General features: G+C 44.3%; 14 protein-coding genes. 10 read left to right on the plus strand and 4 right to left on the minus strand.

All coding sequences use genetic code 11. The features are described from left to right. Window positions 1-128 precede the first annotated feature (128 nt). Window positions 129-1,895, minus strand: coding sequence for a methyl-accepting chemotaxis protein (locus HP552_RS16755; RefSeq protein ID WP_175396564.1), 1,767 nt, complete (start codon window positions 1,893-1,895; stop codon window positions 129-131). Between the two features lie 232 nt (window positions 1,896-2,127). Here HP552_RS16755 and HP552_RS16760 point away from each other — a divergent pair, with 232 nt between their 5' ends. After that, window positions 2,128-2,562, plus strand: a complete 435-nt coding sequence (locus HP552_RS16760; RefSeq protein ID WP_175396565.1) for a DUF3888 domain-containing protein — start codon at window positions 2,128-2,130, stop codon at window positions 2,560-2,562. Between the two features lie 113 nt (window positions 2,563-2,675). Here the strand turns inward: HP552_RS16760 and HP552_RS16765 are convergent, their stop codons facing one another. Then, window positions 2,676-3,311: a TetR/AcrR family transcriptional regulator gene (locus HP552_RS16765; protein WP_175396566.1), complete on the minus strand. Its 636-nt coding sequence runs from the start codon at window positions 3,309-3,311 to the stop codon at window positions 2,676-2,678. After that, on the minus strand, window positions 3,304-4,506 hold the full coding sequence (locus HP552_RS16770) for an MFS transporter (RefSeq protein ID WP_175396567.1): 1,203 nt from the start codon (window positions 4,504-4,506) through the stop codon (window positions 3,304-3,306). Before HP552_RS16770 ends, HP552_RS16765 begins: the two co-directional genes overlap by 8 nt. Window positions 4,507-4,777: 271 nt before the next feature. Here HP552_RS16770 and HP552_RS16775 point away from each other — a divergent pair, with 271 nt between their 5' ends. The 3 genes from HP552_RS16775 (at window position 4,778) to HP552_RS16785 (ending at window position 12,865) form a co-directional block, all read left to right on the plus strand. Beyond that, window positions 4,778-8,839: an S-layer homology domain-containing protein gene (locus tag HP552_RS16775; protein ID WP_246310925.1), complete on the plus strand. Its 4,062-nt coding sequence runs from the start codon at window positions 4,778-4,780 to the stop codon at window positions 8,837-8,839. 165 nt (window positions 8,840-9,004) lie between these two features. After that, on the plus strand, window positions 9,005-11,839 hold the full coding sequence (locus HP552_RS16780; protein WP_175396568.1) for a DUF8487 domain-containing protein: 2,835 nt from the start codon (window positions 9,005-9,007) through the stop codon (window positions 11,837-11,839). 162 nt (window positions 11,840-12,001) lie between these two features. Next, window positions 12,002-12,865, plus strand: a complete 864-nt coding sequence (locus HP552_RS16785) for a manganese catalase (RefSeq protein ID WP_175396569.1) — start codon at window positions 12,002-12,004, stop codon at window positions 12,863-12,865. A gap of 94 nt (window positions 12,866-12,959) precedes the next feature. On the opposite strand, the gene HP552_RS16790 is transcribed toward HP552_RS16785, so the two are convergent. Next, the gene (locus HP552_RS16790; protein WP_246310926.1) at window positions 12,960-13,457 is read right to left on the minus strand and encodes a spore coat protein; all 498 of its coding nucleotides are present in this window, start codon (window positions 13,455-13,457) and stop codon (window positions 12,960-12,962) included. 173 nt (window positions 13,458-13,630) lie between these two features. Here HP552_RS16790 and HP552_RS16795 point away from each other — a divergent pair, with 173 nt between their 5' ends. The 6 genes from HP552_RS16795 (at window position 13,631) to HP552_RS16820 (ending at window position 20,341) form a co-directional block, all read left to right on the plus strand. Beyond that, window positions 13,631-14,257: a spore coat protein gene (locus tag HP552_RS16795; protein ID WP_175396570.1), complete on the plus strand. Its 627-nt coding sequence runs from the start codon at window positions 13,631-13,633 to the stop codon at window positions 14,255-14,257. 514 nt (window positions 14,258-14,771) lie between these two features. Beyond that, on the plus strand, window positions 14,772-16,487 hold the full coding sequence (locus tag HP552_RS16800) for an ABC transporter ATP-binding protein (RefSeq protein ID WP_175396571.1): 1,716 nt from the start codon (window positions 14,772-14,774) through the stop codon (window positions 16,485-16,487). Window positions 16,488-16,532: 45 nt separating this feature from the next. Beyond that, the gene (locus HP552_RS16805; protein ID WP_175396572.1) at window positions 16,533-16,952 is read left to right on the plus strand and encodes an MFS transporter; all 420 of its coding nucleotides are present in this window, start codon (window positions 16,533-16,535) and stop codon (window positions 16,950-16,952) included. A 379-nt stretch (window positions 16,953-17,331) separates the two neighbouring features. Next, entirely contained in the window at window positions 17,332-18,780 is a 1,449-nt protein-coding gene (locus HP552_RS16810; RefSeq protein ID WP_175396573.1) for an amino acid ABC transporter substrate-binding protein/permease, read from the plus strand. Then, the gene (locus HP552_RS16815) at window positions 18,773-19,501 is read left to right on the plus strand and encodes an amino acid ABC transporter ATP-binding protein (RefSeq protein WP_175396574.1); all 729 of its coding nucleotides are present in this window, start codon (window positions 18,773-18,775) and stop codon (window positions 19,499-19,501) included. The genes HP552_RS16810 and HP552_RS16815 overlap by 8 nt, the downstream gene beginning before the upstream one ends. Window positions 19,502-19,648: 147 nt before the next feature. Next, window positions 19,649-20,341, plus strand: coding sequence for a hypothetical protein (locus HP552_RS16820; RefSeq protein ID WP_175396575.1), 693 nt, complete (start codon window positions 19,649-19,651; stop codon window positions 20,339-20,341). The last annotated feature ends 165 nt before the right edge of the window (window positions 20,342-20,506 follow it).

Consider the following 20,506-nt stretch of genomic DNA (forward strand, 5'->3'; position numbering starts at 1 on the left):
GCATATTCGTACATTATTTAGAAACAATGGATGCTGACCAGAAGGAATTCATCGGAATTTCGAAATGATAATATCCTAAACATAATTAGAACCCCGGCATCTGGTTAAATCGATGACGGGGTTCTTTCTCATGATGGATCTGATTTGTGGGTTTCAATCTGAAATTGATCGGAATATGATTTGAGATCACCTGCAAGTCCGGCGAGCTGCCCGGAGATATTCGATAGCTCTTCGGCAGATCGTTGCTGTTCCACAGCACTGGCCGTTACTTGTTCAGCCATTGCTGAAGTTTCCTCGGTTGCTGAAGCGATGTAGCTCAAATGTTGTTCCACTTCCTGACGAATGGAGTGCATGTTCGTTGTTCGGCTTTGCAACTTCTGAGCCAGTTCATGTACTTCAGCCGACAAACGGCTAACCTGTTTGAATGCCTGAAGGCAATCAGCAATCTGATTCTCCTGTTCCTTAACTGCCACCATATTCGCTTCAAAATGACTGCCCATACGGTGAATCTCTTGTACAAAGGATCCCAGAATCGCATCAATCTCCTGAATGGATTGTTCGGATTGCTGGGCAAGCTGTCCCATTTCACCAGCAACGACCGCAAAGCCTTTACCTGCTTCGCCAGCTCTGGCTGCCTCAATTGAAGCATTCAGTGATAGGATTTGAGTTTGTTTCAAAATGTTGTGAATTTGTCCGCTGATGGATGAAGCGAGCTCCGATTGAGTCGTCAGCGATCTGGAAATTTCCTGCTGATGCTCAACCCGTTTCGCATTTTCCCGGCCTTTCTCAAGCAGAACCTCATGTTCGCGAGTAACTTGTACTTGGACAGCGGATAGCTGCTCTGAAGTATTGGTAAACTGGTGAACATATGAACCAACTTCATCCATGATTTTACCGAGATTCTCTGAATGTTGGACGGAGTGTTCTGTCTCTTCGGCCTGTTTCATGGAACCTATGGCAATTTCCTCAATAGCTCTGGAAAGCTCCTCCGTCTGACGCTGATTCGTCTGAGCTGTTGCAGCAATATTTTTCGAGGACAGCTGCAGCGTATTGGATCCCTGCTGTATACCCAGAAGAATATTCGTCAATTGGGCAACCATGACATTAATCAATTCACTGATTTCACCGAGCTGATCATTCGTAATATGTGTTGATACTACTTTAAGATTTCCATCAGCGACCTGTTCGAGGCTCGACTTAATATCGCGTACCTGTCTGAGAATGCCTCTTACCACGAATAGCATCATAATCAGAGAGAGAATCAGTACAACCACAAAAATCGGGATAACCGTCCGAAATGCATTATTCACGGATGTCGCGGATACTTGATTCACTGCTTCAGCAGAAATATCAATACCCAGATAGCCAATAACAGCACCTTGCGAATCCTTGATTGGTGAAAAGGAGGACAATAGCTGTCCCCAGGTTGGATCATCTACAATGCCTGTAGTTACAACCTCGCCGCTTAACAAGCGTTCCTGTATCTGGGGGTTGAATTCCATTTCAGTCCCATAAGGACTATACTCCGGATCGTCCCAATCTGCTCCATCTACGGTATAGAACCATCCGTCAGACGTTTTGTTATACATATAAACATAGAGGGCTCCCGATTGAAGTCTAACTTTGACAAGCTCGTCCCTCAGACTTTTATATTCGTTGCCCTCCTCCGAAGCAGTAGAGGATAACGTCTTGATTAATTCCGATTCCTGACCGAGCAGTGAAGCGGTGTTTACTGCCAACTGCTGGTTGTCATGCTGCTTCGTCATTAATGAAGCATTCTCACTAGAGTGAATGGTGGTCCACATAATTAGTCCGCCCATCGCCAGCAGTGGAACCAGAATGATTAAATACAGTTTAAACCTTAGATCCCTCTTTTTTTTACGAGTCTGTTTCACGTTCTGTTCCCCCTTGGATGTGGTAAATCAACAATGCAATCCGTATAACCCCATATTATTTATCGTAAAATTGGAAGCTTAAATGAAGACCAAACCTAGATTTATATTACATATGGCTAAGTGAAGAGCAAAAGAATTACTTAATACAGAATTTAGATTATGTTTAAGGAATCAGGGGATTATAACCATTAAGATGAGGGACATTATAAAAAAATGAGGAAGGAGTCACAACATGAGGTTAATCTTGATTTTGATGATATCCACTATTATTGCTTCTGGAATCATGCCTTCAATTAATCCCTCCTCTGATAATCAGAAAACCGATTCTAGAGAGCTGCAATTGCAGGATATGATCGTATTGTCATTGCTCTCCCATATGGAAAAAAAACTCGAAAAGGCATATGCAAATGTCTTAACATCTGCTCCTAATTTGTATCCATTTGATGTTGATCTCCTGGATATCGAAAGGGTGGGCGGATTTCGCGGATTTAACTTTCAGATTACTCTTGAAGCCTATCCTACTGTCGGTCCACACATTGTCGTCGGTAAAGATATATTCACATATCAGATTTCTCCTTCATTCAATGTAAAGCTGATTCATTACCAGCATCTAGAAGGTCCTGATAAAAACGCATTTCCCTGGAACTATTCGAACCTTTTGAAGTGAAAGGGGTCCTACGCCAAGAGACCAAACCCGGTTGGATTTGGTCTTTTTTGCTTTGTTCCATTTTGCAAACGCAAATTTTTCACGCTTACAAGGAATATTCCCATGACCTTTCTTTAGGTGCTCAAATGGTGTACCAGCATCTCCACAAATCGTTTGGCGAATCTCAGATCACTCTGAGCTGTTTCCTGATCAGCTTCTGACACAAGGCTCATTTTCTGCAGCAAACTCATCATCGATACAAAGATAAAGTGGGCCGTATTCAAAGGGTCCGGATCGGGTTTTAACGTTCCATCCATGTACCCTATCTGCAGCGCATCCAATAGGAAATGTTGTTCTTTTTCACGGTTAATAAATAGATCGTATTGTTCTTTCAACTCTTTACTTGAATCATAAGCTTCATAATGCAGGTCGAATAGTAATACGAATTTGATGTAACCCAGATGTAAGGAAGCATAGCGTACCCAAGCTTCAAGCATCGAAGCAAGCATCTCTTTTCCGCTCATGTCAGCAGCAGCTGCATTTTTCACATATCCGGTCATATTCTTCAAAATCTCAACCTGGACCTCCAGAATCAGCTCGTTCATGGATTGAAAATGTTTGTAGAAAGTAACCCGGCTTATGCCAGCCTCGCTGCATACATCTTTGATATTCACATTCAGAAAGCTCTGCTTCATAAAAAGTACTTTGGCTGCTGCAATTAAAGCTTCCCGGTTTTTGCTTTTAAAATTTTGGTGCCAATTTTCAGTCATAGGAGACTACCTGTTCTTTCACATTTTTTGTTTTCGACAGAGTCAGGAAAAAGGCCGATCCAAGGATAAGTGCACCAACAATATAAGGAATATGAATGTGTTTGTCAAACAGCAGCCCGGCAAAAAGCGGACCGATAATGTTACCTATACTGGAGTATGTCGTATTCAATCCTGCAGCATATCCTTGCCGATCCCCGGCTGCGTTGGCAATCAACGTACTTACTGTAGGCCTTAAAAAGGCATTAAAGGCAAAAAACAGTGCTGACACGATTAACAAGTATACTAAATTGATCTTGATGATCATCAAGATCAATGCGACGGCAGTCATGATCAGAGATATCCGAATAAGTTTCATTTCACCGAGTCTCTTAATGAGAATATCGAGCAGCCAAATCTGCACAATGATACCGATCACTGCGCCTATCGTGATGATGAGTGAGATTTTGGTGGCATCAAACCCGTATTTTTGTTCCACAAAGAGTGCATATACGGTTTCATAATTCATCAGACCAAATGTCATAATCAGGATGAGGAGCAAGTAGCGAAAATAGGGCGTGCGAAACGAATTCATGATTTGGTTGCGGATCGGCTCACGACGAACCAAAGTGTTTGCTGGTATCCGTTTCTCTTTTGGAAGGGTTTCTGGCATGTACAGGCTAAGCAGTGTGGCTACAAGACCAAGTCCTCCGGCAAAAAAGTAAGGTGCTCTTATGCCAAGTTCTGCAATTAGTCCGCCAAGTCCCGGACCGAGTACCATTCCGAGGTTCATGGATGCACCTAGGTAGCCCATCCCTTTGGCGCGGGTCTCAGGTGTAGTAATGTCTGCCACATAGGCCATGTTAGCAGGGACCATCAGACCGATTCCGATACCACCAATAAACCGTGCAATATACAGAAGGGGTAGGGTTGTAGATAAGGCAAACAATAAATCAGCAATAACCGTTAGAAAAAGGCCGGAAATGATCATTGATTTTCGTCCCCATCGGTCCGAAAGCTGCCCACCTATAGGTGAAAAAATAAACTGTGCGGTTCCGAAAGCGGCAATAAGGTAACCGGCTGCTGCTCCTGCAGCATTAAATTCTTTCAAATATTCAGGCAAAATGGGAATAACCATGCCTTGACCCAATAAAGCAATGAATAAGTTCAGCATTAAAATAAACAGCGGAAATGAAGCTGATTTCGGCAAGCCGCTCATAACAGAAGGCACCCCTTTGGTTTACATTGTGTAAATATTTACTTTATGTAAACCATCGTAAATCAAAAAGCATGGATTGTAAATGAACAGTTTTTCATTAATGCAATGAACGAAGACCAATGAGAAAAACAGAATATGACTTTATTTACATGCAATTTACATAAACATGCAAGAATCAACATGTATCACTCGTATGATATATATCTGGCAATCTAGTAATCGTTAAATGAAAACATACTAGATTCACATTATTGCCAAATGAGAGGAGAACATGATGATTAACCCATTGTACAAAAAGATTGTAGCCATTCTGCTATCAACTGCACTGGTAATAGGATGGTTCGGAGGTTTAGGAGCAGGGCCGATCGTTAAGGCAGAAGCAGCAGTTGAGCCTCAACCGGACATTTTGTTAAGTAAAAATTCGAACTGGAAGTATTTTGATCAAGGGCAGGATTTGATGTCTGTATGGCAGGCTGTCTATGAAGATACAACCTGGCCGGAAGGCAATGCTCCTTTTGGCTATAAAGATAACGGCAACGGCATATCAACGACATATTTCGGACCGCTCCAAACTGATGTGGACTATGGTGGCGACAAAAGTCTGAAACACCGCACTACATACTTCCGGACAACGCTGACAGTCAACAAAGAGCAAATTGAAGATTATGGTCAAATTCTGGGTACCTTCGGCATTGACGACGGTGCTGTTCTCTATGTAAATGGCACGGAAGTGCGCAGGTTCGGCATGCCTGATGGTGAGATTAGCTATTCTACCAAAGCAACATCTTCTATGGATCTGCCTGTTATGTATAACGATGTGGATCTGACCGAACCGCTTCAAACACTCCTGCATGATGGGGAGAATATCATTGCAGTTGAGGTTCATCAGCAAAGCGATGGAAGCTCTGATCTGTACTTCGATATGGAGCTCAAAGCTTTAGCTGACGCACCGGCTATCGATATCAGCAAAGTAACAGCTACGTTCTATGGTGACGCCAAATCGAGTAAAGGGTTTACCTGGTATACACCGCTTGCTTCGACCAACAGTAATGTGCAGGTCGTCAAGAAACAGGAAGGTACTCCTGATTTCAACATGGCGCAATCCTTTAGCGGTGAAGCGATCATCTCCAGAAATTCACCGGGAGAAAGAGTTCACAAAGCAGAAGCTACGGGCCTTGATGCGGATACTTCATACTATTATCGTGTGGGTGACGAGTCCATTGGACTTTGGAGTGAAACAGGCGAGTTCCAGACGGCTCCAGTCGATGGGGAATTTACATTTATAGACCTTACGGATACACAAGCGAAAGATGAAGAAGAGGCCATTTTATCAGCAGCCACGCTGTCGAAGGCACTAGATACCGTTCCGGATGCGGAGTTTGTCGTTCATAACGGGGATGTTGTCGAAAATGGAACTTCCGAGCAGGAATGGAATTGGCTTCTTGGTCATTCACAAAACGACTTGATGAGAACCACGATTGTACCTTCCGCGGGCAATCACGAGAACAAAAACTACGCGTTTTATGATCACTTTAATGTAAAGCAACCGGAGAATGCGGACACTGTCACCGGGGCGTACTACTCATATGACTATAGCAATGCGCATTTTATCGTTTTGAACTCGAATGAAAACTCGGCGGAGTATGCCAACTTCTCAAGTGATCAAGTCGAGTGGATGAAGCAGGATGTGGAGCAGGCCAAATCTGCTGGAGCTGAGTGGATCATCGTCAATATTCACAAAGGACCATATACAACGTCCAATCATGCGACCGACAAGGACATTATTGGTGAGAACGGCGTTAGACATCAAATAGCACCGCTCATGAACGAGCTTGGCATTGATCTCGTGCTTCAAGGACATGATCACATCTACGCCAGAACCAAACCGATCAAGCAGAATGGGCAAGCGGAAGAGCCTGCCAAGATCACGGAAAGCTTAAACGGGGAAAGCATTGAATATATGGTTAACCCGGACGGTACAATCTACATGATCCCAGGTACGGCAGGGGCCAAAGTATATTTCAAAAATACGAAACCTGAACTGGGCGATGCTTACTTTAGTCTGTTTGAGAGAGCGGAAGAGAATCATGCACGCAAGTATGGAGAGACAACTAGTACAGCAAGAGGTCAGGTACAAAACTTTACCTCATTAACTGTTGACGGAGGCAAACTGACAGCGGTCGTTTATGAAATTGATCAAAACCGCGATAATGCAGTACCTTTTGTTGTAGACCAATTTGGAATTACCAAGGATACTGACACAACCCGTGAGCAAGTGAGTAAGGTTACAGTTACGTTTAATGGAGATCCCACGACGAGCAAAGGCGTTACATGGTATACTTCTGACCAAGTCACAGGAAGTGATCTACAGGTCGTTGAGAAAACAACAGCGAATAGCGCTGACTTCTCCAACCCACTTACTTATGAAGGGCGTTCCGGCCTGTCTGTAAATTCATCAACTGAACGTGTACACAAAGCTGAAGCAGCGGATCTGAAGCCGGACACGTTATACTACTTCAGAGTAGGTGACGCTTCCAGCAACACTTGGAGCAAGACGGGTACGTTCCGTACAGCGCCGAAGTCAGGAGCCTTTACGTTTATTGACTTGGCAGATACGCAGGCGAAGGAAGAGGATGAAGCCATCCTTTCCTCCGAGACACTGGACAAAGCACTTGCTACCATTCCGAATGCACAATTTGTGGTGCACAATGGAGATATTGTTGATAAGGGTGTAAAAGAGGAGCAATGGGACTGGCTTCTCGGTCATTCTCAATCAAGTCTTTTGAATACAACAATCGTTCCATCAGCGGGTAATCATGAAGACGAGAACTACGCTTTTATCGACCATTTTAACCTGGATGTACCGGTGAACTCGGCAACAGAGACAGGTGCTTATTATTCGTACGATTACAGTAATGCACACTTTGTGGTGTTGAATTCGAATGAGGATTCAGAAGAATACAATAATTTCTCATCCGAACAGGTACAGTGGCTGCAGGATGATGTGAAGCAGGCACGGAAAAACGGAGCAGATTGGATCATTGTCAATATCCACAAAGGTCCATACACGACCTCCAATCATGCGACAGACTCGGATATCATCGGACCGAACGGAGTTCGCAACAAAATCGCTCCGCTGATGGCAGAACTGGATATCGACTTTGTGTTACAGGGGCATGATCATATCTACGCCCGTACCAAACCGATCGACACGACCGGGAAAGCCAAGGAAGCCGTGAAAATTACGGAGACACTAAACGGTGAGAAGATTGAATACACGGTGAACCCGGATGGTACCATCTACCTAATCCCGGCAACAGCCGGACCGAAAGTGTACTATAAAAATCAGGATCCTGTTCTTGGAGATGCGTACTACAGCTTATTCGAACGGGCAGAAGAAAACCATGCTGCACAGTATGGAGCAGACCCGAATGATGATCGTCGTCCGAAACGGGGACAGATTCAGAACTTTGTGGGCATCACAATCGACGGGAACAAGCTTACAGCTGTAACGTATGAGATTGATCAGAACAAAAATGATGCAAAACCCTTTATTATAGATCAGTTTGGCATGATCAAGAAGTCGAATACCGAAACGCCGAACCCCGGACCTGGTACATCCAACCCTGGATCAGGTGGTGGTTCCGGTAACAGTGGCGGGTCAGGAAGCAATACTCCACCATCCGGCACAGGTTCGGAGACTACGCCGTCAGAAACAGAGCAGGGAGGCAATCCGGATAGCAGCAGTCCTGGACAATCCGAAAGCGGAACGACTGGCGGCAACAACAACGGAAATGTACCTCAGCTGAAAGATACGGAAGGGCACTGGGCCAAGTCGCTCATCGATCAAGCCCTGGCTGCAGGATTTGTACAAGGCTATGGCGATGGAACCTTCCGTCCGAATCAAAAAGTAACCCGGGCGGAGTTCATTACCATGCTGGGCAGAGCTATGAAAATGAACACGACCAACAAGGTAGCAACCTATACCGATGCGAAGAAAATGCCAGTCTGGTCTGCTCCGTACATTGTTGAAGCAGCTTCAGAAGGCATTATCAGTGGATACACTGATGGCTCATTCAAGCCGAATAAACCACTGAACCGTGCCGAAATGGTGACCATGATAGCTCGTGCAAGCAGCACACCTGAAGGTTCAACGGCTTCGCTTTCTTTTGAAGACCTCGATCAGATTCCTGCATGGGCAGCACCTTACGTGGCTTCCATGGTTGAAGCCGGATTCATTGAAGGTGTAGGCGGCCATCGATTTGCCCCATTGCAAACGGCAACGCGGGCTGAATCGGTCAAATTAATCTTAAGTCTACTGGAACAAAACTAAATTCTTCGTTGATAGTCTACCTGACCCTGCAAGGTTCTTTACCTGAGGGTCAGGTTCTTTTTTTATAGACCGAACTTCCCCTTATTTAAATTCACAGATAGGCAGTCCATTCTCTGGTACAATGAAAGACAAGTGCGGTTAACCCATAATGTAGGAGTTGAAATCATGTTGCCCATCATTAACTTGCAAGGGATCTGGAGAATGCAGCTTGACGAAGATAAGCTGGGGGTCACGGTACCTTATGACGACACGATTACCATGCCGAATACTACATCTCATGCTGGAAAGGGAAAGAAAAACGAAGTGGCTGAGGTTGGAGCACTCACAGATGAACACGCTTTCGAGGGCTGGCTCTGGCTGGAGCGGGAATTTGAAGTTCCCAAGGAGTTGGAAGGGAAGCATTGCTGTCTGCATCTAGAACGTACACGCGTCACCACAGTCTGGATCGATGGTCATCCGCTTGGAACACGAAACAGTCTCAATACTCCACATGAGTATGTTCTGATGGAAGGGCTCGCTGCTGGTACACATACCATTAGAATCAAGGTGGACAACACAAGCTACCCAACCAAAGGTGGACACATGACTTCCAAGGACACACAGACGAACTGGAACGGCATTACTGGTAAAATGAAATTGAAATTCAGTAATGAAGCACGTATGGACGATGTGCAAATTTACCCGGACGCGATGAATAAATCGATAACGCTTTCGGTGAATCTGAGCGGAGAGACTCAAGGAACAGCTATTGCAGTTTCCGCGCAGAGTTTTGCAATATATGAGCAGACTTCTGAGTTGGCCGCAGACAAACACCAAGTTGCAGAGCGTATTTACCCATGTGACAAAAACGAAAACAGTATCACTTATGAATTCGGTGATGAAGCGCTCTTATGGAGTGACGATGCACCTCATTTATATAAGATTGCCATCACGTTGCGCGGAGAGAACGGGAGAATCATCGATGATCGGGACATCGTTATTGGGCTGCGGGATTTCAAGGCGAGTGGAGACAAGTTTACAATCAACGATCGTCCAACCTTTTTGCGAGGCAAACATGACGGGTTGATCTTCCCGTTAACTGGCTATGCACCAACTGACGTGAATGAATGGGTGAGAATCCTCGGCATATCGAAGTCCTACGGCATTAATCATTACCGTTTCCATACCTGCTGTCCACCTGAAGCAGCATTTGTTGCGGCTGACCTGCTGGGAATCTATATGGAACCCGAGCTCCCATTCTGGGGAACCATCACAGACGAGACAGACCCGAACCATAATCAGGCAGAGCAGGATTACTTGATTGAGGAAGGACTTGCGATTCTTCGCACCTTCGGCAATCATCCTTCATTTGTCATGATGTCACTGGGTAATGAGTTATGGGGGAGCAAGGAGAGGCTGAATGCGATTCTGAAAAAGTACAAGGCATATGATTCGCGACATCTATACACTCAAGGCTCCAATAATTTCCAGTTTACTCCGGTAATATTGGAAGAAGAAGATTTCTTTAGTGGTGTACGCTTTTCTCGTGACCGGCTGATCAGGGGTTCCTATGCAATGTGTGATGCACCACTCGGCCATGTTCAGACAGATCTGCCCGGCACAATGAAAGATTATGACGATCATATCCTGCCTCTCGAACATAGTAACCTTCAGAATTCCGCTGCAGAGGAGCAGGAGATCCAGATCCAATATGGGACCGTTTCCAAAACGGTGAAAGCGGCCGGAACCGACAAGGAGCTCATTCCGCATCTTCCTGTGGTTTCCCATGAGATAGGGCAGTATGCCATGTATCCGAATTTTGCGGAAATTGAAAAGTATACAGGCTCGATTAAGGCACACAACTTTGAGATTTTCCGAGAACGTTTGCAGGAAAAGGGAATGGGCCATCTAGCGGACTCATTTTTCCATGCTTCCGGACAACTGGCCGTAGCTTGTTATAAGGAAGAGCTGGAAGCAGCTTTCCGTTCCGAGCGGCTTGCAGGCTTCCAACTGCTGGATTTGCAGGATTTTAGCGGACAAGGAACGGCCTTGGTCGGCATACTGGATGCATTTATGGACTCGAAAGGGCTAATCAGCGCAGAAGAATGGCGAACGTTTTGCTCGGATACTGTACTTTTGGCTCGATTCGAGAAATACAACTATGCGGCAGGTGAAGCATTTAGTGCATCGGTGGAGCTGCGCTATTACCGTCAGGTTCCTTTGAAAGGGAAAAGCTTGAAATGGCATTTAACTCAAGGCAGCCGCGTTATATCAGAAGGTGAACACCTCATTACCGAGGATCATATGAAACCTTATCAGATGCTCTGCAGCATTACAGCAACGCTACCTGATGTAGTAGATATGACTCAAATGACATTGAAGCTGTCCATTTCGGAAACGGATATTTATAAAACCTACGACCTCTGGATTTATCCTAACCAGAAAGATAGTCAGTTTGCCGACGCACCTGTATACAGGGAACTCACTGATAAAGCCCTTGAGAAGTTGGAAAAGGGAGAGTCCATTCTTTTGCTGCCTGCTCTCAATAAGATCGCCAACTCCATTGAAGGCTTGTACAGTACGGATTTCTGGTGTTATCCCATGTTCCGGTCCATTTCCGAAAGCATGAATAAACCTGTTCCGGTAGGGACGCTGGGCTTGCTTATTGAGAATGAGCATGCAGCACTACAGCATTTCCCGAGTGAGAAACACTCTACCTATCCGTGGTGGAATATAGTTACCCATTCACGTTCCATCATTTTGGATAACTTTCCAGGAGATGTGCAGCCTATCGTCCAGACTATTGACAACTTTGAGCGTAACCACAAGCTGGGTCTGTTATTTGAGTTCAAAGTGGGGAAAGGAAAAGTGCTGGTAGGGGCACTGGATTATGATCAACTTCTCGCTCAGATCGAGGGTCGACAGTTTATTTACAGTCTGTTGCAATACCTCGACAGTGATGATTTCAATCCGACCTGTGAGCTTGATGCAAATGAATTGACTCGGTTGCTGTTTAACTGAAAGTATGAAGATAGACCGCCCGTATGAGGTGGTCTTTTTTAATTACCAAATATTTTTTTAAAGAAGATCCTCATAAGATGTCATGAAGATATTTAGTTGTGACAAGCAAGTTCTTGGAATATTCGACATAGAATTTGCTATTCGAATGAATGAGGTGATGGTTTGTTTTTTAATATCAAAGAACTGCAGTATCATGCTAAACCGGATTGTCCAGATCCTGTATTTGCTAGAAAACTTCAGGAGGTGCTTGGCGGACAATTTGGTGAAATTACGGTAGCGATGCAGTATTTGTTTCAGGGTTGGAACGTGCGCGGGGATGGTAAGTACAAAGATTTGCTAATGGATACGGGGACAGAAGAACTCGCACATGTCGAGATGCTTGCTACCATGATTGCGCGATTGTTGGATAATGCTCCCTTAGCCACATTAGAAGAAGCCGCCAAAGATCCCGTAATTAATGCAATTCTTGGTGGAAGTAACCCTCAACATGCCATTGTTACTGGCTTGGGAGCAGCTCCCTCGGATAGTAACGGTTATCCATGGAATGCAAAGTATACGATTGCCAGCGGCAATCTGCTTGCTGATTTCAGGCATAATCTGGCTGCTGAGTCACAGGGAAGGCTGCAGGTTGCCAGACTTTATGGAATGACAAATGATCGTGGGGTCAAAGATATGCTATCCTGGCTGCTCGCTCGAGACACCATGCATCAAAATCAATGGATCGCAGCCATTAAGGAATTGGAAGAAAAAGAAGGCATTGTTGTTCCAACCACCTTTCCGAGGGAATTGGAGAAACAAGAAGTATCTTATGTGCTGTTTAACTTTTCCCGAGGAGACGAGAGTGCAACCGGTCGCTGGGCACATGGACCAAGTATGGATGGGCACGGTGTTTTTCAATATGTACAGCATCCTCAACCACTGGCAGCTGCCCCTAAATTGCCACCAGCGCCTCCATATATCTACGATACTCCGCCGTACGCTCTTAGGAACGACAATGCGGGAGCGAGCTTGCCCCCTATGGTGTAGATACTTAACTGCTTTTATGTTGTTTAGGGATCATAGCATAGAGCTAGAAGCAGGCATTCTTCCTCGAAAGCCTGCTTGTTTTATTATTGCAAACTTATAGAGAAATTGCTTGGTTTGCCATGTCAACATCGTTAGCCAGGAGCTTAGGCAAGTCATAAGAAGGATACAGTCCCTGCTCCAGCATAAAATAAAACACTTTGCCATGTAATTGAATGGCACCGTTTAATTGTTTTTGTAACGTTTCACGCAGCTGAGGGGTTGCCGTTTCAGTAATCGCTATTGCATAGTTGCGTACAGAAGTCTTGGCAAATCCCAACAACTGTCCGGCGTAGAATGCAGTCATATCCGGTTCTTTGCCGCTGCTTCTGTTTCCTTCAGGCGCCATGGGAAAGTAGTGAAGAAGCTCTTTTAAGTTCTGTTCAATGGTCCGGATGGCTTCCTGATACAAGGAATGAAGAGCAGGGTTCTTTACATCATTTACGACCATTTTAAAATTAGTTAATTGGTTACTCTGAAAAGCTGTTAGTTCATGGAGCTCCAAAGTCTCGTGCCAAGCCAGGTGTTGTTGTCGATTTGCTTCATAAGTATACAAGTGAATTCCTCCTAAATGGTATGCATCAGCCTATGCAAGGTATCAATAAAGGTCACTGGTTTGAAAAAATATACATGGAATTTATAAAAGTATCTGAATATCTTTGGGGATTAAAAATAATAATAAACCTCGGACTGCGCAAAGACATACACACACTTTAGGAGGTTAACTACATGCAAATGCAAAATCACCAAAACGTCGAAACAGGTACGGTTCCACCACAACTCAACCATGGTGGTCATGAAATGTTTGATGTAAACGAGGTGCTGTCAGGAGCCATCAATACATTGAACACCTATACCATGCTGAGCCAACATGTGAAGGATCCGGAGCTTCGTGATATTTTGACGCGTCAAAAGCAATTTATTTCCGAAGAATACAACATTACGTTGGAGTGCTTTAAAACAGGACAGGACCCCTCCAAACCAACGCAAAGCTATAAGATGAAACAGGATAATGACTTCACATATGGCTTGAAACCAAGCCAGCCGAAAAAGCCGATGCTTTCCGCTGCCGAAATCTGTGACCAAAGCATCTCTTCTAGCATGTTGAATGCCGTAAAATCGGGTGCTGTGATGAAAACAACTGCTGCGATGGAATCAACTAATCCGGTTGTGCGTCGGGTACTGGCAGATTCATTGCCAAACTGTATTGAGATGGCGTATGAGATCTCCATTTACCAAAACAAAAATGGTTTCTATCAAGTGCCTCAACTTGCCCAACAAGACATGCAGCAAATGCTGAATGGTTTCGCTCCATCCATGATTGACTCGCAAACAGGTGGTAACCTGCCACACTAATCTTTAAAAGGTAATAACAAAACCCCCGTAGCAGGCACCTAACCAGGGTCGCTATGGGGGTTGTTGTGTTTCTCTTCCTTGACAAAATTCCCGGAAAATACATATAGGTATTCATTCTACCATGATCATAGCTTGTTAATCGAAGGAGTTGCAAGTTTTTTAAGTAAGATTTTACTAAAATGCTGGAAATGATTAGGTTGATTTTAGTGGTAGCAGAGGGCTATACTGAAACATATCTTTGGAATTGAGGTGAAATGAATGTCTTACCGCATCGTTCGAAGTAACTAGTTTTCGGGCCGGATCAAAACGCGTACCGGCTATCAAGGGGGTTCTGTGCCCATTTGATCGCATGAAACTGGAAACATTGAACGGTGCCCAGGCAGTCATTTTGTTTACAAGCCAGGACACTACCGATCGTGGAACAGATTAGTTCTCATCATGAGGGCTTTGACATGTCCATGACTGGAACCGTCTGGCTTTTTCTCATTTCAGAAGATAGAGGGGCTTGAGAACTGTGTTAAAACAATGTCTAATTCAATTAAAATGGTGGATTCTCTTATATATTGCGGTGGGATGTAGCATTCAGCTGTTCAGCAGCCTGGGGATCGTTTTTTTCCAGAAGGTGTTGGATACGGCAGTGCAGGCGAACCGGATGGACGAGATCATCCATTTCATCATCATATACGGGCTGCTGCTTGTGGGGACAGTCATTTTGAATTATGTGGACGAATATCCGAGCGTATATCTGTCCAAGAGTATCAGCGAGCAATTAAAGCTGATGGCCCTGGACAAAATTTCAAAAATCGATTATCAGGCATATCAAAACATCGGAACCGGGCAGATGATCAAAGTGATTGAGAACGGCACTGAAGCCGGGAACGAAATCATATATGGATTTATCCTCAAAACGCTGCATGAACTGCTGCCAACCATCTTGTTCAGTTTGCTGTTTATCAGCTTCTATGACCCGCGGATCATGCTGATTATTGCGATAGGTTATGTTGTCATCTTTGTGGTAACCAACCTGCTTTTGAAATTTCTATACCGGATGAAATCCATCATTTTGAACGAACAGGAGTCCATGTCCCGATATTCCATACGTGGTTTTATGGAACTGGTCGTGTTTCGAACGAACAAAAGATATGAGAAGGAGATGGCCAAGCTCAGCGCTTCTGCCCGTCAGATTATTAACAAAAGCGCACAGCTTCGCATGATTCATGAAGCCTTTTTCGCCATATTTGAGGTGTTTATTACAATCATTAAGCTCGTGATCCTGTTCTTCGGCGTACAAAGTGTCATTGCAGGTGATTCATCCATTGGCGTTATTGTGGCATTATTCCTTTTTATCGAGAAAATCTACTCTCCTATTGCCATATTCAACGTATTGTTCGTGGATTACCGGCTGAATCAAGTGACATACAAACGGTTTGAAGCATTTATTCACGCTCCGGAAGACCGCAACCTGGATTCAGGTCTTGAACTTGCTGGTCTCAAGGGTGAAATTGAATTTAGCAACGTTTCGTTCAGTTATGCTCAGCATTCGATCTTGAACAACATATCTCTGACCATTCCTCAAGGGACGTCTGTTGCACTGGTGGGCATGAGTGGAGGAGGAAAATCGACGTTAATCAAGCTGTTGACCGGATTGGTGAAAAAGGACAGCGGCAAGCTGCTTTTGGACGGCGTGGACATCGATGAGCTGAAGCTGAATACCTACTATGAACATATCTCCTATTTATCACAGGAGACCCCAATCTTCGATACAACCATTCGGGGCAATATATGTTTTGATGCGCATGTTTCCAATGAAGCCATCTATGAATTATTGGAGAAGGTGCATCTAAAAGAGACGATTCTGAACTTACCGGAGGGATTGGATACTCTTGTTGGCGAGAGAGGGGTAAAGTTGTCTGGAGGAGAACGTCAGCGGCTTGCATTTGCCCGTATCCTGTTCCAGCGCAGAAACGTGTTAATTCTGGACGAACCTGTGTCGGCACTGGATAATATTACGGAGAAAAGCATCATGGAGACGATCCTTCAAGAATTTAGCGATAAAACGATCATCATTGTAGCCCATCGGTTGAACTTTCTTCAGCAGGTGGATCAGATCGTTGTCATGGACAACGGAAGAGTTGCTGGTCACGGGTCTTTTGATGAACTGATTCGGAATTGCAAACCATTCATGGAACTATGGCAGAAAAAAAGGTTGGAGTACGATCTGGATCCATGATGAATGATGATGGATAGATAACATAAGTTAAGCATGTGAAACATTATGCGAACGGCAAGACATTATTCGCCCATTGTCTCTCTCATCTTTGGCAACATTTTGCTCGCTGCGAGTCTGCTGCTGTTTGGATGGGCTGAAGGTTTAACGTTTCTGGTCATCAGTGTCATACTGTTTACGATCGGAGAAGTGCTGCTGTTTACCATGATGGACCTGTTCATTGACCGGATTGCCAAGCCGGAAAGTAAAGGCATTTACTTCGGCACGATTGGATTTAATCATTTGGGCAGTGTGATGACACCTGTGTTTGGCGGCCTGCTGCTTAGCCAGTATGGTGCAGAGATTGGGCTCAAAATATTTATCCCGCTGGCTCTCATGACTGCTCTTGGCCTGCCTTTTCTCTGGATTGCTCATCAGCGTCTGCTGTCGAGAGAGAAAAAGGAAAAGGTGTTTCAAGTGAGTGCTTAATAAGGTAATGGAAGATGCACCTCTGAAAGGAGTACCTCCTAATGTGACGTCAAACTTTTTTAATTGAAAGAGGGATTATTGTAAATGATAAACATATCTCGAATGAATGGAGCAAGAAAAACACATAGGTAATTAATCACCAAGAAATGTATATCGGTTGGAATAAAAACTTGAGCGAGTGCATATTACAACGGTAAATAAAGATGTCCTTCAAGACTATACTTAAGCCATGGTCATGTAAGAGTCGGATTGGAAAAGAAATGAAAACTTAAAATTTAAAATGTTTATTTTCATGAAATCAATATGACTGTATAATGAGCAATACGTCTGAAAAAAATGTAACACAGAAAAACGTAAAGGACCGAGAAGAGGAGGACATATGAAAACAACAAAGGTCTCATTTTTTGTACTTTCGCTAGTGCTGCTCTTGGTGACGGGATTATCCGGATGGGCAGGCGCTGCGGACGCAGAATCCAATGCCGGCAAAACCTATGTGATCGGCACAGATATTACATTTGCTCCGTTTGAGTTTCAGGATGTGAATGGTGATTTTGTGGGCATAGACATGGATTTGCTCGACGCCATTGCAAAAGATCAAAATTTTAAGTATGAAATTAAAGCCCTCGGATTTAACGCAGCTGTTCAGGCACTTGAGTCGAATCAGGTGGATGGCGTCATTGCAGGGATGAGTATCACCGATGAACGAAAACAAAAGTTTGATTTTTCAGATTCTTATTTCGATTCAGGTGTGGTTATGGGTATCAGCGCCAATAACGATACCGTGAAAAGTTACGAAGACCTCCGCGGCAAAAAAGTCGCCGTGAAAACGGGAACAGAAGGATACACTTTTGCGGAGTCTGTTGCTTCGGAGTATGGCTTTACCATTGTGCCGTTTGATGACTCTTCACAAATGTATGATGATGTCAAAACCGGTAATTCCGTCGCTTGTTTTGAAGATTTCCCTGTATTGGCTTATGGGGTCAAACAGAATAACGGTCTTAAAATTGTTACTAAACCAGAAAAAGGAGGTTCCTATGGGTTTGCCGTAAGCAAAGGGCAGAATCAGGAACTTCTACAAATGTTCAATGATGGACTAATGAATATAAAGGCAAACGGTGAGTATAAACGCATTACTGAGACATATGTTGGTGAAAATGCTCCAACAACTGCCGATATGGGTCGCTGGGAGCTGGTTCAGAAATCACTTCCGTCCCTGATCAAGGGTCTGGGAAACACGCTCTTATACACCATTGTTTCATTGTTTTTTGCCTTTATCCTGGGCTTGATCTTTGGATTTATGAAAGTGGGACAAAATAGATTCCTTCGCGGTGTTGCCACCGTATTTGTGGATATATTCCGCGGGGTTCCATTGATTGTCCTGGCCTTCTTTATCTATTTCGGGATACCGCAGGCTTTGGGCTTCACGATGCCATTGTTCCTGGCAGCCATTCTGACGCTGAGTCTGAATGCAGGGGCATATGTAACCGAAATTATTCGTGGGGGGATTCAATCGATTGATCGTGGACAGATGGAAGCCGCCCGTTCACTTGGACTTCCTTATCGTAAAGCCATGATGAAGATCGTTATTCCTCAGGCCATCCGGATTATGATTCCATCATTTATTAATCAGATGGTCATTACACTGAAAGATACGTCGATCTTGTCCGTCATTGGTTTGGTGGAGCTGACGCAATCAGGTAAAATTGTCATTGCTAGAACGTTCGCCTCTTTTGACATTTGGTTAACGGTTGCTATTATGTATCTGATTGTCATCATTACATTGACTAAAATCGCTGACCATCTGGAGGTGAAGGTTCGCCGTGGGTAAAATTAAGGTCGAAGGATTGAAGAAAAGTTTTGGCTCGAATCAGGTTTTGAAGGGAATCGATATGACCGTCACCGAAGGTGAAGTTGTTTGTGTCATCGGGCCTTCCGGTTCGGGGAAAAGTACGTTTTTGCGCTGCATTAACCAATTGGAAGAGATTACTGCGGGCCGGGTTATCGTGGATGACCAGGATCTGAATGATCCTAAAACCAATATCAATAAAGCACGTGAAAATATCGGTATGGTATTTCAGCATTTTAACCTGTTTCCTCATTTCAGCGTGCTCAAAAATATCATGTTCGCACCAAGAGAGCTTGGCAAATTAAACGAGCAGCAGGCTCGGGAAACGGCTCTTCGTTTACTTGATCGGGTAGGTTTGTCAGACAAAGCGGATAGCTATCCAAACAAACTTTCCGGGGGTCAGAAACAGCGGGTGGCGATTGCCCGTGCTCTCGCGATGAACCCGGACGTGATGCTGTTCGATGAACCAACTTCCGCGCTTGATCCTGAGATGGTTGGTGAAGTTCTGGGTGTCATGAAAGACCTCGCCAGCGAAGGAATGACGATGATGATCGTTACCCATGAGATGGGATTTGCTCGTGAAGTTGCAGACCGGGTTATCTTCATGGATGGCGGATACATTGTAGAGCAGGGGACTCCTGCCGAAATATTCGGTAATCCGAAGCATGAACGTACAATCAGCTTTTTGGAGAAAGTACTCTAAACCTCATAAACACCGTAAAACCTTCAAGACATTGGTCTTGAAGGTTTTTTGCTGCATCCAAATCAGAAGAAGAGATGATAAATATGGTAATATTAGAATAATTTTAATTTTATATGACCGTTATTATCATAAGGGGTGGAAATTACTATGCAAGCAAAAAAGAGACGGCTGATCTGGATCTGCATTGCTGTGATCGTCCTCTCGGTCGCATCATTTCTGTTTTATGTATTTATTAATGATAGACCTGGTGGGTTATCGGATCAACGAATGTCCAAATTGTTGGGAATGAATGAAACCATACGCATCCCAACAGGGGAAACTCCTGAAAACGCGATTCAAAAGTTTAGAGGCAATCACCCGGAATTGCAAATCATTTATAAAGAACAAGTTGAAGAGGGCATGATTTTATTTACACGAAGACCGAGTTCGGAATCCAGTAATCTCCAGGTAGAGTATGCACGAAAGAGATTATTCGGCTGGAAATGGGGATGGGGTGGAGGATACGCGATTAGTCAATCTTCTCCAAGCCAGTTTGTCATAGATTATATGAGCATTCCTCGCTTGGATCACATCTCTACTCCTTTTCCCATGGTATTCGGAAATGTACTGGATCCTGCCATCAAGCGAGTTACCGTTGAGTCCAAAGTAAATGGAGAACACGTATCTACTGAAGCTAAACTGGTTGAGGTGGGACCGGAAAGTACCATCTGGTTCGTATTTCCCCCCGCGATAGTCAAGACACCATTCGAAATTAAGGGATTTAATGATGATGGGGTTGTTGTAACCAGCAAAGAAAATAAAGACGAGAATGACAGCGGCACAATGAGTAATGAAAAATGAATTTCGTTCATTTTATTTGAAAGGGAGCACCCTGATCAATGATAGGAAACATCTATGCCTTGAGGTCGCCATATTGGCGGCCTTTTTTTTAGCCTGATCATAGCACCAACCATTTCTCCAGCGAATGAACCGATCCTGCAAAAGCTTACTGTGTAAGCGATTGGT

The organism is Paenibacillus xylanilyticus, from assembly GCF_013359935.1.
Lineage (GTDB): Bacteria > Bacillota > Bacilli > Paenibacillales > Paenibacillaceae > Paenibacillus > Paenibacillus xylanilyticus.

Bases quoted from the DNA above. Each gene is read 5' to 3' on its own strand.
- HP552_RS16760 (WP_175396565.1), top strand. From the start codon at position 2,128: ATGAGGTTAATCTTGATTTTGATGATATCCACTATTATTGCTTCTGGA.
- HP552_RS16765 (WP_175396566.1), bottom strand. From the start codon at position 3,311: ATGACTGAAAATTGGCACCAAAATTTTAAAAGCAAAAACCGGGAAGCT.
- HP552_RS16770 (WP_175396567.1), bottom strand. From the start codon at position 4,506: ATGAGCGGCTTGCCGAAATCAGCTTCATTTCCGCTGTTTATTTTAATG.
- HP552_RS16775 (WP_246310925.1), top strand. From the start codon at position 4,778: ATGATGATTAACCCATTGTACAAAAAGATTGTAGCCATTCTGCTATCA.
- HP552_RS16780 (WP_175396568.1), top strand. From the start codon at position 9,005: ATGTTGCCCATCATTAACTTGCAAGGGATCTGGAGAATGCAGCTTGAC.
- HP552_RS16795 (WP_175396570.1), top strand. From the start codon at position 13,631: ATGCAAATGCAAAATCACCAAAACGTCGAAACAGGTACGGTTCCACCA.
- HP552_RS16805 (WP_175396572.1), top strand. From the start codon at position 16,533: ATGCGAACGGCAAGACATTATTCGCCCATTGTCTCTCTCATCTTTGGC.
- HP552_RS16810 (WP_175396573.1), top strand. From the start codon at position 17,332: ATGAAAACAACAAAGGTCTCATTTTTTGTACTTTCGCTAGTGCTGCTC.
- HP552_RS16820 (WP_175396575.1), top strand. From the start codon at position 19,649: ATGCAAGCAAAAAAGAGACGGCTGATCTGGATCTGCATTGCTGTGATC.